Annotated in this window: 13 protein-coding genes; 4 read left to right on the top strand and 9 right to left on the bottom strand. The window is 39.5% G+C overall.

Annotated features, from left to right (window positions below):
* Window positions 1–29 precede the first annotated feature (29 nt).
* Window positions 30–3,614: an ATP-binding protein gene (locus PCIT_RS03570; RefSeq protein ID WP_010363224.1), complete on the bottom strand. Its 3,585-nt coding sequence runs from the start codon at window positions 3,612–3,614 to the stop codon at window positions 30–32.
* Window positions 3,615–4,083: 469 nt separating this feature from the next.
* On the opposite strand from PCIT_RS03570, the gene PCIT_RS03565 reads away from it, so the two are divergent.
* Entirely contained in the window at window positions 4,084–5,961 is a 1,878-nt protein-coding gene (locus PCIT_RS03565; protein ID WP_162144418.1) for a S8 family peptidase, read from the top strand.
* 306 nt (window positions 5,962–6,267) lie between these two features.
* A complete protein-coding gene (locus tag PCIT_RS03560) occupies window positions 6,268–6,477 on the top strand; it encodes a cold-shock protein (RefSeq protein WP_010363226.1) in 210 nt (69 codons plus the stop codon).
* Between the two features lie 2 nt (window positions 6,478–6,479).
* Here the strand turns inward: PCIT_RS03560 and PCIT_RS03555 are convergent, their stop codons facing one another.
* Window positions 6,480–6,653, bottom strand: a complete 174-nt coding sequence (locus PCIT_RS03555) for a hypothetical protein (protein WP_192992769.1) — start codon at window positions 6,651–6,653, stop codon at window positions 6,480–6,482.
* Between the two features lie 250 nt (window positions 6,654–6,903).
* Between PCIT_RS03555 and PCIT_RS03550 the strand changes: the two genes are divergently transcribed.
* A complete protein-coding gene (locus PCIT_RS03550; protein WP_010363228.1) occupies window positions 6,904–8,478 on the top strand; it encodes an alpha/beta fold hydrolase in 1,575 nt (524 codons plus the stop codon).
* Between the two features lie 395 nt (window positions 8,479–8,873).
* On the opposite strand, the gene PCIT_RS03545 is transcribed toward PCIT_RS03550, so the two are convergent.
* Together PCIT_RS03545 and PCIT_RS03540 are read right to left on the bottom strand one after the other, a co-directional pair.
* Window positions 8,874–9,515, bottom strand: coding sequence for a CPBP family intramembrane glutamic endopeptidase (locus PCIT_RS03545; RefSeq protein ID WP_040696325.1), 642 nt, complete (start codon window positions 9,513–9,515; stop codon window positions 8,874–8,876).
* A 68-nt stretch (window positions 9,516–9,583) separates the two neighbouring features.
* Window positions 9,584–10,165: an inner membrane-spanning protein YciB gene (locus tag PCIT_RS03540; RefSeq protein ID WP_010363231.1), complete on the bottom strand. Its 582-nt coding sequence runs from the start codon at window positions 10,163–10,165 to the stop codon at window positions 9,584–9,586.
* A gap of 154 nt (window positions 10,166–10,319) precedes the next feature.
* Between PCIT_RS03540 and PCIT_RS03535 the strand changes: the two genes are divergently transcribed.
* On the top strand, window positions 10,320–10,595 hold the full coding sequence (locus PCIT_RS03535; RefSeq protein ID WP_010363232.1) for an HU family DNA-binding protein: 276 nt from the start codon (window positions 10,320–10,322) through the stop codon (window positions 10,593–10,595).
* A gap of 8 nt (window positions 10,596–10,603) precedes the next feature.
* Here the strand turns inward: PCIT_RS03535 and trpA are convergent, their stop codons facing one another.
* Genes trpA through PCIT_RS03510 form a run of 5 tightly spaced genes read right to left on the bottom strand, consistent with a single transcriptional unit; the run spans window position 10,604 to window position 15,562 of the window.
* Window positions 10,604–11,410 (bottom strand): tryptophan synthase subunit alpha, encoded by an 807-nt coding sequence (trpA, locus tag PCIT_RS03530; protein WP_010363234.1) that lies wholly within the window; start codon window positions 11,408–11,410, stop codon window positions 10,604–10,606.
* Window positions 11,410–12,594 (bottom strand): tryptophan synthase subunit beta, encoded by a 1,185-nt coding sequence (gene trpB / locus PCIT_RS03525; protein ID WP_010363236.1) that lies wholly within the window; start codon window positions 12,592–12,594, stop codon window positions 11,410–11,412. Before trpB ends, trpA begins: the two co-directional genes overlap by 1 nt.
* 7 nt (window positions 12,595–12,601) lie before the next feature.
* Window positions 12,602–13,969 carry a bifunctional indole-3-glycerol-phosphate synthase TrpC/phosphoribosylanthranilate isomerase TrpF gene (gene trpCF / locus PCIT_RS03520; RefSeq protein WP_010363238.1) on the bottom strand — a complete coding sequence of 456 codons (1,368 nt, stop codon included), beginning with the start codon at window positions 13,967–13,969 and terminating at the stop codon, window positions 12,602–12,604.
* Window positions 13,962–14,966 carry an anthranilate phosphoribosyltransferase gene (gene trpD / locus PCIT_RS03515; RefSeq protein WP_010363240.1) on the bottom strand — a complete coding sequence of 335 codons (1,005 nt, stop codon included), beginning with the start codon at window positions 14,964–14,966 and terminating at the stop codon, window positions 13,962–13,964. The genes trpCF and trpD overlap by 8 nt, the downstream gene beginning before the upstream one ends.
* Before the next feature lie 8 nt (window positions 14,967–14,974).
* The gene (locus tag PCIT_RS03510) at window positions 14,975–15,562 is read right to left on the bottom strand and encodes an aminodeoxychorismate/anthranilate synthase component II (protein WP_010363242.1); all 588 of its coding nucleotides are present in this window, start codon (window positions 15,560–15,562) and stop codon (window positions 14,975–14,977) included.
* Window position 15,563 lies beyond the last annotated feature (1 nt).

Here is a 15,563-nt window from a genome sequence, read left to right as displayed (position 1 = left end):
AATGTTGTGTAAAACTATTTTTATTAGCTTTAATGCTCTTGGGTTTTAGAGCACTTTAAAGCTGTTACCCTATAGCTAAATTTATCTAGTGCTTTAACCCAGTCAGTGCTTGGGTTGTTAATTATATGTTTCTTAGCTAGTGTTTGTCCCGATAAAAAGTAGTTACATGCAGTGCTATTTTGCTGTAGCTCAGCTGCAATATACCCGAGGTTAAACAGTTTTTTCCTGTGGCTCGTCTTATAATTGATGTTATTAGGCTGTTTTTGTATCAGCATTGACGAGATAGTTTTTGCTTTTTCAAAGTATTCTATTGCAGATTGCTTTTTACCAGAGTTGTACAAATGATTTGCTACTTCCGAATATATGCTTTGCAGTAAGTTTGCAAACTGTAGGTTGTTTTCATTCTGATCAACGAGCTTTCTTGCTGTTTCAATCGCTCTTTGATAGTACTTCATACTCATCGATGGTGAATTCGCTTTTACATAGTAATTGGCATAGGCGCTATACAGCTCTGTTGTATGACCAAGCCAATCGATATTGGTACTATCTAATTGATTAAGCTTTTTGGCAATTTCCATCCCAGTGATAAAATATGCTTGTGCTTTATCCAGCTGTTTTTTAGCAACGGAGCGCTTTCCTAGTCGAGTGGAGAGTAATAACTGAGCTACTTGTATGTGTATATTATCAGGGTCTTTTATTGCATAAGCATGGGCTATCTCATTCGCACTTTCGTAGTAGTTATATGACTTAGTTTTGTCTCTACTAGACTCAGCAAGGTTGATATAAGTTCTTAGTAAATTATATTTTAAAATTAGGTGGTTAGGGTCGTTATGTAGCTGCTTCTCTAAAACTGCTTTAGCTTGAAGTAATAGAGGCGTTGCCTGTGAATTCGAATCTGATGTTAAAGCAATACTTCTTAAGATATCGACTTTTAGGTTGTTAATATTTTGCTCGAATTTTTGAGGAAAAGATAACTTATTAAGGTTTGTTAAAAGCTCGTTGAGCTGGGCCCTTGCAGGTATAACATCTCCTGAATTCATAGCAATGATGTTTAGTTTTATGGAGATCTTCATAACGAGTAACGTTATATGCTTGCTTTTCTCTGTCAGTGTGTCAGCTTGGCGAAGCGCTTCTGTAAAATAGCGGCGTGCTTCATCAGACTCGCCGTGTTTTAGTAGCAGAGCACCCAGTTGGTAATTAAACTCCACAATAACTTGCGTTTGCGCAGAGCTTTGTGATGCTAGCTTTGTCAATGTAGTCAACTTATTCTGTACAGCATTTAGCGCTTCTTTAATTGTACTTATGTGACTCGAGTCATCCTGGCGTAGCGTTTTTATTCGCATTAATAACAAACGTAATTTGTCCACATCTGTCAGTGGCAAATCATCTACACTTTCAATAAGCTCTGTTAAGTGCTGGTTTAGGTATTTTCGTTGATATGTTGGTAAATACTGGGTTAAAAGAGGCTCTAAAGAGTCAATATTAACAAGTACAGTTTCTTTTAAACTCGAAAGGGCATTACTTGTCTTGAGTTGTTCTTTTTGTATTTGCTGTTTTTGTATATAGGCAAAGACAGCAGAACCAAAAGCAATACTGAATAAAATGCTGGAGCTAATCAGTTGGCGCTTTTGACTCTTATTTTGCAGCTCTAATGAAGACTGGTACCCTTGTTGAGATTGCATAATATAATTGCGAACTTCTTGCAGGGATATAGTACCAGGCTGACTTAGGTATTTTGCGCCTTCGTGCAGTTCATATTTACTGAGCGTATATGCCTGCTGTTCTTGAATACTATTTAAACATTGCTTCCACAGGATAAACTTGGCTTCAATACCATGAAACCATTGAAGGTAACTTTTTTTATCGCTTAACCAAATATAGAAGCGAGGCCAGATCTGCTGATCTAATGATAAATCCTCAGCAATGGTAATAAGGCAATCATGTGTCAACTTGACATAGGGTGGTGATTTGTGAACTTGATGTCTAATGATAAGTTGCTTTTCTATCAACTCATTGACCAACTCTTTTAGGTGTGGGTAATTCTGGAGCAACACTGTAAAATCAACATGTTTTGCGTAGCTATTACCATTTAAATTAACACCAATAAAGAGCTCAAAAAATTGCTCTGTTAATTGTTCATGTTGGCTAAGGATCCGTTCTGCTTGTTTATATATAACACCTGTTAATTTGTTTAGGTGCAGGTATTGGGCATGTGTAAGTTGCTTTGGTTCTTCGGTTTTTATTGCTAAACCGTGCATTTGAGTGAGTAGATATTCAACTGCAGGTAGCCCGTGTGATAGCTTCAGTGCTTCTGTTTGTATGGTTTGAGCAAGCCCTGGCTCTAGTGATAGGCCTAACGCTATCGATTGATGTTCAATAATATTTATCCAGCTTTTTGCTGACAGACTATGAGTTACATAAAAATCGTGGCCGATCATATCTGTATAATGAAGGTATTCGCTACGAATACTTACGATTACAGTGATCGGTGTTATGTCACTAAGTATCGACAGTGAACGCAATACTTGGCTGTTTAAATCTAAGTCATATAGTTCCTCAAATTGGTCAATAAACCATATATATTGCGCTTTATGAGCACTTAAATGCGCTGAAATTTCATCAAGGTAAGTAGTATTTTGATTTAGTAGACTGTCAACAAATTGTGCTATTGGGATTTCAAGCATAGACAAGAGCACACTAAAACCAGCGTCGCTCGAAGACACAAAGTCAGTAAGAAGTTCATGGCTATTGTTGAATTGTCGAGGTGCAGCAATATGCCATTTTAAATTGGGTTGTTCTTTAAGCAGTTCGGGTAATAACCCCGCCTTTATTAGGCTTGACTTACCACTGCCTGAAACGCCATGCACTTTTATCAGTGAGGGTCCCTCATGATAAAGGGAATGTAAATCTGCGATTTGTTTTTCTCGGCCAAAGAAATAAAAAGCATCATATGGGTCAAAACTACATAAACCCTTAAAAGTGAGAGCTTCCGCGGCAACCGAGCCATCGAAGTCATGACTTAGTAGTGCTTGAATTGCTTGGCTAATATGCTCGACTGAACACAAAGTGCCACCTTTGCTAATAAGTTCATCGACCAGCGCTGGCATGATATCACTATCGTTTGCGCTTGGCACAAACACGGTAAAAGCCTGATTAGGGTGTTTTTGCATTGAGTGGAGAGCACCCATAATTTTTTCGTTTATATGCCCAACACCATGAACATTTCCACTTGAGGAAACTTCACCAGTAGCGAAAATGTGTTCAATAAGAGGCTCGTGTTTGTCTAAGTGATTTCGATAAGCAAGTGCGACCCCTAATGAATAGCCCAATCCAACACTTGTGCTTTCTGCTTGCAAATTAATAGTTTCTTGTTCATCGCAATATAAGTCGAGCTCAATAAAAAACTGATTTTTTTGTCTGTCTAGTGGGTTCAATGTCATGAACGCGGCTTCAGCTGCCATAGTGAAGTAATTTAGTTGCTCGGTAAGCTTATAACCAAATGCAAGGACTAGGTTGTTTGATAGCTTTACTTTAACTTTCTGTTGGTCTTTCGGCTTAATGAATCGAAATTTTGGTTGATAGGTATAGCGTTTATCAGATAAAAGAATGTGCATCCGTTTTTGCTCTTATAAATTATGCAATATGGCATTGTTAATCGCGTTGTTAGTTACAGTTATCAGCGTATGGCGGTCATGAGTGTAGATACTAACTTGTACTTTTAGATAGTAACGGAAATAAATAACTAAAATAACAAAGGATAAAAATTAATTTTGATAAATAAATAGGTTAAGCCACGTTTTCATTTCTCGTTGTTATTTTGACGTAGTTAACGTACATTTTCTTGAATTAATATTCACTATTTTTCATAAAGGTTCATATTGTTGTTATTTTTCTATGATTTTGTCGTTTTATTAATCTAAGTGCGATACATAAAGTAAAAATATAACCTGCACTTAAGGGTTGAAAAAGTGAAAAATCGCTTATTGAGTTTGAGCACAAAGGGAGCTGAGAATGGAATCATCAGCTTTCTTTTACATAACTCTTATTACCAATATCGATTGTAAAATTCATATCGGAGAACTTATGAAAAAACAAAGTATAAAAAGTAAAAACTATCTGATGGTCATTGTATTTAGTTTAATTTCTCTCAATGTTAAATCGAATGAAAATACAAAAATGAAAGAGTATTTAGTTCAATTCCAGTCCGGACAGATCAATGATGAATTAATGGCAGCTTTAGATGTCATGTGGAGCCGTGGAGACGTCATTTTTGCAAAAGGGCTATTGAAACAAGCACAAGCTAATGAGCTTAAAGCTTTATCTGGTATTGTTGTCGAAGAAAATCCTAACCTTTCGCTTAACGCTGGCTCAGTTAAATCCGTTAGTGTTAGCTCTGAAAACGCTGAAGCACTCAAGTACAACGAACTTGAACCCTATTGGTTGCGTGCTACTGCGATTGATAAATTACCTCCAGTTACAAGTAGTATCCCTGTGTGTGTAATTGATTCTGGATTAGACGCTGGCCATCCAGATTTACCAAATAACATAACGGGTAACCATAGCAATTACGCTGGTTTTTGGGATCAAGATGCGTTTAGTCATGGCACACATATTACAGGGATAATTGCAGCTCAAGAGAATGGAGTTGGTGTAAAAGGCGCTTTGAGTGATCCGACACCTAGTTTGCATGTAAGTAAGCTAATAAAGACGGCAAATGGGCAGAATTCAACAATTTGGGGTAGTAGCCTAATTGAAGCTATAGAAGTATGTGCCAGTGTTGGTGCTAAAGTCATTAATATGTCTTTAAGTGGAGAGCACTACTCTCGCGTAATGGTCGAGGTGATTGACAGACTTTCCTATGATAAGGGGATTATTTTTATCGGAGCTGCGGGAAATCATGGTTCGGCCACGGGAAAATTAAATGGCGATCATAGTGATGCGCTGCATTACCCTGCATCATATCATAATGTCCTATCCGTTGGCGCATTGAATGAGAGTGGAGCGGTGGCAGATTTTTCACCTATCAACAATAAAATAGACTTTGTAACACCGGGTACAAAAATAGTTTCAACCGCAAACCGCCATCACTTTGCAATACAAAGTATTGAGTTAGAAGCTCAAAATGGACTTACTAATATAGCCTATACACAAATTGACACAGGAACGGTTCGTCCCCCAGAAAAAGTCACAGTGAGAGAGTCATGTAAATACACACTGACAGGTCAAGACCTCAGTGATATGTTGATTTCGAATGAGCTGTCTGAGGCAACATCTATAGTACTAAAAAATGCTGAGCACAGCTGTAAGAAGGGTGGAGGGGAATTGCTCATTATTGATTATCTGAGTACAGTAAACTTTAGATTGTATGGCTTGCCACATTATACCGAGTTTCCAACTGTTTTGGTCCATACTAATACAGAGTTGTTAGTACCTAATACACAACTTACCGTAGGTCATTACAACGATGATTATGTCGTTGGGGCTGGCACTTCACAAGCGGCTGCAATTATGACCGGTGGAATTGCAAAGTTATGGTCTCAAAATTCACAATGGACCAGAGACGAAATTATTGACGCACTTAAACGTACCAGTTTAGACCTTGGCAGAACTGGTAAGGATACTCGGTATGGCTTTGGACTTCCGGATTTCGCAAAGGCACACGAGTACCTATTATCAGGTCAAACCCCAACTTGCCCACAAGACTGGTACACAAATAAAGCATATTTAAAAGGTGAAACGGTTGTCTATAACGGAGAAGTGTTTATTAGTGATTATTGGTCCAAGGGAGAAGTCCCCAGTGTAAGCAGTAATAAGTGGACTGGCAATGGGTTTTGCGACAGTTCAACGAGCAGCCCTCAAGAAGTGAATGGAGATGCTTTTCACTTAATGAATTTAACGGGGCTGGAGACCGAGGAGACTGAATATAAATGTAAGGGCCTTACGTTGGGGTGTGGCGGTTAGATAAATTACACAGATTTATTAACGCGTGTAATAGTATTTTGGACAAAGTGTAATAAGCAGCTTAGCTTTTGTTTAGCTTAAAAAGCTAAGCTGCACCTTTTTTCTTTTAATTGGAAGTAATGGTTGACTTCATGGGAGAAGTCTATATTATTAGTCACAGCTTAAAAGTAATACCTTTTATACACTCCATTTCGAAGCTTTATTAGTATCTCGTCCTGTAGTTTTTAAATATCATTTATTTTTTGTGCTATTACGTCTGACTCTGATGATAGTCAGCAATTTCTTTTTTTATACAGGATATACATTATGTCTAATACAGTTACTGGTACAGTAAAATGGTTCAACGAGTCTAAAGGCTTCGGTTTCATCGCACAAGAAAATGGCGCAGACGTTTTTGCTCATTTCAGTGCAATCAAAAGCGAAGGTTTCAAAACTTTAGCTGAAGGCCAACGTGTAGAGTTCACTCTTTCACAAGGTCAGAAAGGTCCTCAGGCTGACAACATCGTTCCACTTTAATTTTAAAGTGAAATAATGAAAAAAGACAGCAATTGCTGTCTTTTTTGTGTTGACATACCGACATACCGACATACCGACATACCGACATACCGACATACCGACATACCGACATACCGACATACCGACATACCGACATACCGACATACCGACATACCGACATACCGACATACCGACATACCGACATACCGACATCTTTTACTGTTGACTAATTAATTTATCTGTGGAGAACGAAAAATTCATTTAGATAAAGTTACAAAATATAGTCTACCTGTTGCATTTTTCTGATTTCGATAATTACCAGGTGCATAGTCGTAGATATTAATAATATCTACGACACTAGCTTTTTATTACAACGTTGAATAAATTTCAATTTTTTTTTGTTGCCTTTTGTCGTAGCGTCTATTTTTACCTATAAAAGGAATTGTTATGAATATCAAACGAAGTGTGATCACTTTACTGGCTCTAATGGGTTTTTCTGGCTTATCTTTTGCGTCGAACTCAGAAGCTTACTTTGATAAACAAGTGTCTGAATTTAATCAATACCTCGCTTTCAATTGGGGAGAGTGCCCAGCTCAATTTAAAACACTAGATGGGAGAAATGAGTGTTCATTTGCACAAATTCCACTAAATTGGGAAGAACCAACTGGTAAGGTTATTGAAGTGCTTGTTTCAAAGTACAGTGCAACGAGTGGAATAAGTAAAGGTCAATTATGGATGTTGAGTGGCGGTCCAGGAGTATCGGGGTCCACATATTTTCCATATGTAATTGAACACGATATGCCTGATATAGTCAGAGACTATGATGTTTATATACTAGAGCATCGAGGAATTGGCTGGTCTACTGAGTTGCAATGTAATTATTTTGATCCTAAAAAGTGTTTTGATGCTCTGTATGAAGTATGGGGTGAAGGCTTATTTGAGTTTAACACGACTAATACTGCTCGTGATTTGAAGTATGCTATTTCTAAGAGCAAGGCATTGAGCTGGGTACCGACTTATATTTATGGAATATCGTACGGCACTATGTTGGCTCAGCGGTTTACGCAAATTGCACCTAATGGCGCACAAGGGATCATTTTAGACTCAGTTTTACCAGCTCATAATTCTAGCACTGATCTTTATGAGGAGCATGCTGATAAAGTATTTACTCAGTTAGCCAATTATTGTAACTCTGATAGCTATTGCAGTGCTAAATTTATTACGCCGGTTAATGAAAGTATTAGACTGACCGTGCAGCAGCACTTTGCTGGAGTGCATTGTCCAGATGTTTCAATTGATCGTGATAAACTTCAACAGTGGTCAATGGCTCAAATTTCTGGACTAGATAAACGGTCGTTACTGCCTTTTTATAGTCGTCTAGCGCGTTGTAATGATAATGATGTTATCGCACTAAACAAAGCCGTATTACATTATGGATTGGGTAAATCTATTCAAACACTGAATCGTGCTAAAGCAGTGAAAGATGAATTGAAGCCTAACTTTTCGAGTTCATTATTCGATCTTATCTCGATGAATGAAATTAATTATGAAAAACGAAGTGAAGGGGAACGAGCTGAGTTTTGTACGAATGCGATTGTGTGCTTTGATGCTAGCTACCATGCTTTCTCACAAAGCATTCAAAAAACATGGGCAAATCGTTACGCTAGTGAATATATTTACAAAGAAATATATCACTATATACCTACTGTCGCATTGAATGGTACGTTAGACCATGCAACTCCAATTCATCATGCTAAAGATATACAGGGCTCTTTTACTAATATTAATCAACGTTTTATCGAGGTGCCTTTTGCACCACACGGAGTTGTGTTTAATACGGGCGTTAAAACAGCTGGTGAAGATATATGCGGAGTCGACATCATGGAGAGCTTTATGGCTAACCCTTGGGTTGCACCAGATGTAAGCTGCTTAAATGACTTGAGTGAGTTTACATTTGCTTTAAGTACTGAGTATAGTCGAAAAGTATATGGCGAAGATGACGCGTTTGGATCGTTTAAATAAAGCCAACCATTTGCATGGATAAAAGATAAAGAGCTTTGTTATGTGGGGTAAGGCCCAACAAATAAAGCTCAATCAGTTTTGAAGTCGCAAAGTTATTTTTCGCCGTGTTATGTTTTATCTAATATAACCTCAGGTTTGGATAAGGGTTTTGGAATAGAAAATGTTTTGAAAACAAACTTACGTACAATCCAATGAATGTATTTTGCTCAATATCAAGGCGCTTTTATACAGTAATAGCGGGCTATTACAAATGAAAGCAACGCCGAGAGTGAGAAAAATAGCTTTATTGGGCAAATTTGCTTATCCAGAGCTGAGGTTAATATAGTGCTACCAGCCACATTCGTATTTTATAGCAGAATGTCGAGCTGCCGAGAGTTTGCAAGTTTGTCAGGGATTCAAAAAGTTAGTCCAGAATCTAAATATTCACCTATCCCCAAGGTAAATACCCATAACCCCCACAAGCTATGTTCAAATACACAAACGAGCAGAGACCGGCTATGTGCATATGTGTAAGCAAACAGCAAACCGCCACCAAATGAAAGGCCAATGGCGATCCAATTATCATAAACACAGTGAGCTAGGGCAAATACGCTGGCACTGAGAATAATTCGCATGGTTTTATTCGGTAGTATCCTTTTATAGCGATGAAAAAAATAGCTGCGAAAGATAAGCTCTTGTGGAAGAACAGATAGAAGTGGGTAGGCAATCAACAGTATGAGCCACTGCCTTGTAGAGTCTAACGGAAAACTAAACCAGTTTTCTTGATTGAGTAATCCATATAACATTGCTGAAAATAGTGCGCCTGCAAAAAAACTGGTAAATATTCGTTTTTTTACGGTGGAGAATTGCCCTAAACTGGTTAGCCGAAAACGTTTAAAGTGTGGATCTGTGAGTAATAAAAATGTGCATACCGCCATTAAAATGATTAAAGCGGGAAATAACCAGTTAGAGAGATGAGAACGAAAAAAATACGCTAGAACGGGCAAGCAAAAGAAAATAAGAAGTAATTCACACCACCGATATTGACTTGCACTCAAAGACGCTTCTCACTCTATGTTTGGTTTCAAAAACTATAGCAGTAAAAAGCGCGCTCAATGATGACAATTTAACTTTCTTCTTCTGGCAAGTACTTATAGACTCTGATCAGTGTGATTAAAATTGCCACAAAGGTGATCCCCGTTAGACCAAACACTTTAAAGTTGACCCAAAAATCTAAAGAAAATGTGTAAGCAATATAAATATTAAGGACAGCAATAAACACTAAAATAGCAAACCACATTACGTTTAATTGTTCACAAATATGTGGCGGAAGATTTATGTTGAGTTGCTGTTCGTTATCGGTTTTTTCAGTGGCTGACTTCAGCATGCCTATGAGTGCTTTCTCCACTAAATTCTTCTTAAAAATATAACGCGATATAAGTAAACTCACAGCAAGGGTTGCGTAAATCACCGTCGCTTTCCATTTGATAAATTGTTCATCCTGAAACAGAATTGTCATTCCACCAAGGATCAGTGCAATTGCAAAAAAAACCCAATGTCGAGTCGCAATTTTACCATGAGCAAAGTGCTGATAAGCGAGTTGAATTGTGGAGACAAGAATAAGTACTCCGGTAGCCCAATAAATATCGACAAATTTATAGACTGTAAAGAATAAAATGAGTGGCAGATACTCTAGCAACACTGGCATTGTTGTTTACCTTTTTTTAATCACTCATAGGGTTGTATCAAGAACTGAGTTTAAGTTCAAGATTGACATTTGTGGCTTAAATCCTTAGCCTCAGCATCCCTTCAGCTTTTGTGTCCTATACTGGCCCTAACAAATTGAATAAAGAGAATAGAAAATGAATAAAACACAGCTTATTGCACAAATGGCAGAGCACAGTGAACTCACTAAAAAGTCTTCACAAGCTGCGTTACAGAGTATTTTAGCCGTAATATCTAAGCGCTTATCAGAAGGAGATCAGGTACCTATAGCGGGATTTGGCACCTTTGCCTTGAGTTATCATCCAGCAAAAGCTGGTAGAAACCCACGAACAGGCGAAGAAATCATGATTGAGGGGGCAAATAAAGTACAGTTTAAGCCAGCTAAGGCACTGAAGAGCGCCTTAGCTGAATAAGCGGTGGGCTACTTATAGGTAGCCGCTTTCATTTGAGTGACAAATGCTTTTAGTTCAGCGAGCATTACAGCCGGGTTATCAAGGTTTTTCTCGATTATTTTAACCACTGCTGAGCCAGAAATAGCGCCAGCAGCTCCAGAGTCTAATGCGGCCTTAACATGCTCCGGCGTAGAAATACCGAACCCCAGTAGTGCAGGGGCAGCATGATATTCTTTTAACTGCGCTATCATAGAGTCAGCTGGCATTTGAACGGTTGATTCTGTACCTGTAACTCCGGCTCTAGATAGAAGATAAGTGTAGCCTCTTCCGTAACTTGCACAGGTGCGTATTGTGTCGTCATCTGCATTGGGGGTTGCAATGAAAATCGGTTCAATTTTCGCATGTTGAGCAGCTTGACGAAACATTTTAGATTCATGAAGAGGCACATCTGCAACTAGGATGGAATCCACACCCGCTTCATGAGCTTGCTGATAGAACTCATTGATGCCGCGTGCAAAAACCAAATTAGAATATAAAAGTAAACCAATCGGAATATCTTGATTGTACTCTCTGACCTGTTTGATAATTTCAAAGCAGTCTTCGGTGTTAACATTGTCATTTAAAGCACGAATATTGGCTGATTGAATGACAGGCCCATCCGCAATTGGATCTGAAAATGGGATGCCAAGCTCTAAGGCATCTGCGCCTCCGTCGATTAAACTTTTAATAATGTCAAAGCTGAGTGTTTTATTCGGATCACCAATGGTCACAAAAGGAACAAATGCACCTTGATCATTGCTTGCTAGTCGGTCGAACGTTTGTGCGTAACGGCTCATTAAAGTGCTCCTTGCTCATTAAGTACTTGATGGACGTGAGCTAAATCTTTGTCACCACGGCCACTGAGGTTAACAACGATAATAGTCTCTTCTGTTTGGTTTTCTGCATACTTCAGTCCGTAAGCTAAAGCGTGACTAGACTCTAATGCAGGGATGATCCCTTCGTGCTTGGCAAGCGCTTGAAATGCGTCGAGTGCGTCAGTATCTGAAATGCCAACATATTGGGCACGGCCTGTTTCATGTAAAAATGCATGCTGTGGACCAACCGCAGGATAATCAAGGCCGGCAGAAACGGAATAAGACTCTTCAATTTGACCATCGTTGTTTTGCATAATATAGGTATAAGCACCATGTAGAATGCCTTTTGTTCCTTTACACAAAGCTGCTCCATGTTCATCTGTTTCAAGGCCTTTACCAGCAGGTTCTACACCAATTAACTTAACACTAGGTTCATCTATAAAATCGCTAAACATACCAATTGCGTTAGAACCGCCACCAACACAAGCAATAACAGCATCTGGCAAGCGACCTTCATTTTCGAGTACTTGCTGCTTGGCCTCTTCGCCAATCATCTTTTGAAATTCACGGACTACCGTGGGGAATGGATGAGGACCTGCGGCTGTGCCTAATAAGTAGTGCGCTGTTTGATAGTTTGCTGACCAATCGCGCATCGCTTCATTTACTGCATCTTTTAAGGTACCAGAGCCTGCTGTTACGGGGATCACTTCAGCGCCCATAAGTTTCATTCTAAATACGTTAGGTTGCTGTCTTTCAATGTCTTTCGCACCCATATATACACGACATTTCAAATCAAGCAATGCACAGGCCAATGCGGTTGCAACGCCATGTTGACCGGCGCCTGTTTCTGCGATGACTTCTTTTTTCCCCATACGTTTTGTTAGCAGTGCTTGACCCAATACTTGGTTTGTTTTGTGTGCTCCACCGTGTAATAAATCTTCGCGCTTTAAGTATAGTTTTACCTTTGGGTTTTTGACTAAGTTACGTGTTAATGTAAGTGGCGTAGGGCGTCCAGCATACTCATTGAGCAATTGCTGAAATTCTTGTAAAAAGCCGGCGTCTTTTTGTGCGTTATTAAACTCTTGCTCTAACTGCTTAAGTGCAGGAACAAGCAACTCTGGGACATACATGCCACCAAAGTCGCCAAAATAGGCTGCGTTATTCATTCTCACCTCAGTAATTTCTAATGTTAGTAAAAGCGTCTTTTAGTTTGTTTTGACACTTTTTGCCGGGGCTTAATTCCACCCCTGAATTTAAATCTAAACCTTGCGCGCCAAATTGCGCTGCGGACCTTACATTGTCAGGTGTTAGGCCGCCTGCGAGCATAAAGTTATTGACGTCATGGTCTTTTAATAGTTGCCAATCAAATTGCTCTCCGGTGCCGCCAAACCCTTTAGCAGATTTTGTGTCGTATAGTATTTTATCAACACCCTCAATGGCTTTTGGTAACGCCGTTTCTACACCCTGTGCTTTCCAAATTTGGCAGGTGACAGGTAACCCATTTCTAAGACGCTCTATGTACTGCGGATCTTCAGAGCCATGAAGTTGCACTGCGCTCAATTTAAGAGTTTGTGCATATTCAATGACCGTACCTAGCGCTTCATTAACAAACACACCCACGTACTTTAACGGCGCACTTTCTACCACGGCTTTTGCACAATCTAAATCTAAGTAACGAGGTGACTTGGGATGGAAAATAAGGCCCCCATAAAGTGCGCCGGCTTGATATGCAGCTTGCGCATCTTGTGTACGTGTTAAGCCGCAGACTTTGTTTTCACCTAAAATGAGTTTTCGGCATGCTTCATCTAGGTTTCTCTCACTCATAAGTGAACTGCCCACTAAAAACCCATCACATAAAGGCGCTAGACGTTTCACATCTTGATGGGTATAAATACCTGATTCTGAAATCACCACTTTATCACTTGGGATCAGCTTACGAAGCCTCTCAGTTGTCGCTAAATCCGTGCTTAAATCACGCAAATTACGGTTATTGATCCCGATGATGTTTGCATCGAGTTCAAGGGCTCGCGCAACTTCCTCTTCATTACTAACTTCAGTAAGTACTGCCATATTGAGCTTTGCAGCCAATTCTGCCAAATTGGCATATTGATCGTTATCGAGGACAGATAACATCAGTAATATAGCGTCGCCACCATTTAGACGTGCTAAATACACTTGATATTCATCAATAAAAAAGTCTTTACATATTAGTGGTTGTTCTACTTTAGCGCGTACATAAGAAAGATAATCATAAGAACCTTGAAAATACTTTTCGTCAGTCAGTACGCTGATACAGCTTGCATAGTTTTTATATACGTCGGTAATTTCATCAAGATCAAATTTATCACGTATCAGGCCTTTTGATGGTGAAGCTTTTTTACACTCTAGAATAAATTGCGTTCCTTTAGTGGCAAGCGCTGCGAAGAAATCACGAGAACTTGGTTCCACTTTGTCACGAAAGGCCGCCAGCGGCAGATCTATTTTTCGCTGTGTCAGTTCAATACGTTTATCGTCAACAATTTTCTCTAATACATTAGCCATTACTTACCTCCACAATGTCGGCTAGTTTCGTCATAGCAGCACCAGAGCGTATTACTGTAAGTACATGATCAGTTGCTTCTTTTAGATTATCAGCTTGGTTATTAATAAATAATAGTGCTGCTACATTTGCTGCAATTGCGGCATTATGTGCATCAGGGCCTTCACCTTTTAATATGGCAATACTGGCTTTAGCATTGTATTCAGGGGTATCCCCCGCAATTTGTGCAAGCGAGTAATTTTCAAGACCAAAATCTTGTGGTGATAACGTGTATTGCGTGATCTCGCCGTTATTTAATTCGGTCACTTCTGTTGTACCGTGCAAGGCAATTTCATCAGTGCCACTTCCGTGTACTATCATGGCTCGCTTGGTACCGAGAGTTTTTAATGTTTCAGCCATTGGCCGACATAGCGCAGGATCATAAACGCCTAGTAGCTGTGCTTGTGGTGTCGCTGGATTAGCTAATGGCCCGAGAATATTGAAGATGGTACGCGTTTTAAGTGTGCCTCGTACAGGCATAGCATGCTTAACACCTTGGTGATACTGCGGCGCAAATAAAAAGGTAAATCCAGTCGTTTCTAAACATCTACTGGCTTGTGTTGGGCTCATTTCTAGATTAATGCCCAGCGTCTTTAACAAATCGGCAGAACCTGATTTACTAGAGACACTGCGATTACCATGCTTTACCATATTAATGCCGCATGCGGCTGCAACAATGGCTGCTGTGGTACTAACATTTATAGTATTTGCGCCGTCACCACCTGTGCCGCAGCTATCAGAGCAGCTCAAGCCTTGACTATTAAAAGACAGAGCATGGTTACGCATTGATTGCGCTGCACCTGCGATTTCATCGACGCTCTCACCTTTTAGTTTTAACGCGACAAGCGCAGCACTTAGCTCGATATCAGACATCTTGCCTAACATGATCTGGTCAAACATTTCTTGTGCTTGAGTAAAGTTTAACGACTGTTTATCAAGTAACTTCTTTAAACTATCCATGTTGGCTCCTAACGTGTCAGATAGTCGATGGTTTGCTTAAGTAACTGAGCGCCATCAGGGGTTAATATAGATTCAGGATGAAATTGATATCCAATGACTTTGTCTTGAGGGTGATAAATTGCCATTGGGATATTCTCATACTGAGCAATCACTTTTAGTGAGTCAGGTACTTTGGTGGCCATTAACGAATGGTAGCGAGCAACTGGAAACTGTTGTCCAAGGCCGGTAAATACAGGGTGTTCGTCGGCCATGATGGTAGATGATTTACCATGGACTGTTTCTCCTGCGTGACCAATTGTGCCGCCATAGCTTTGCGTTAACGCTTGCTGTCCTAGACATATTCCTAGCATGGGGAATTTGCCTTTACACAGCTCAATTAATTCAAGTAAACATCCCGCTTTGGCGGGGTTACCTGGGCCTGGTGATAGCACCAACATAACAGGTTGTGTTTCTTTGCACATTTCGGTAAATATTCTGTCAGCGCTGATGTTATTACGATAAATCACAAGTTCAGTGCCGAGCAAAGAAAGCTCATCTACAAGGTTGTAGCTGAAAGAATCAAAATTATCTAAAAAATACACTTTGATATTACGCATG

The organism is Pseudoalteromonas citrea, from assembly GCF_000238375.3.
GTDB classification, from domain to species: Bacteria; Pseudomonadota; Gammaproteobacteria; order Enterobacterales; family Alteromonadaceae; genus Pseudoalteromonas; species Pseudoalteromonas citrea.
This window is presented reverse-complemented; position numbering and strand designations above follow the sequence as displayed.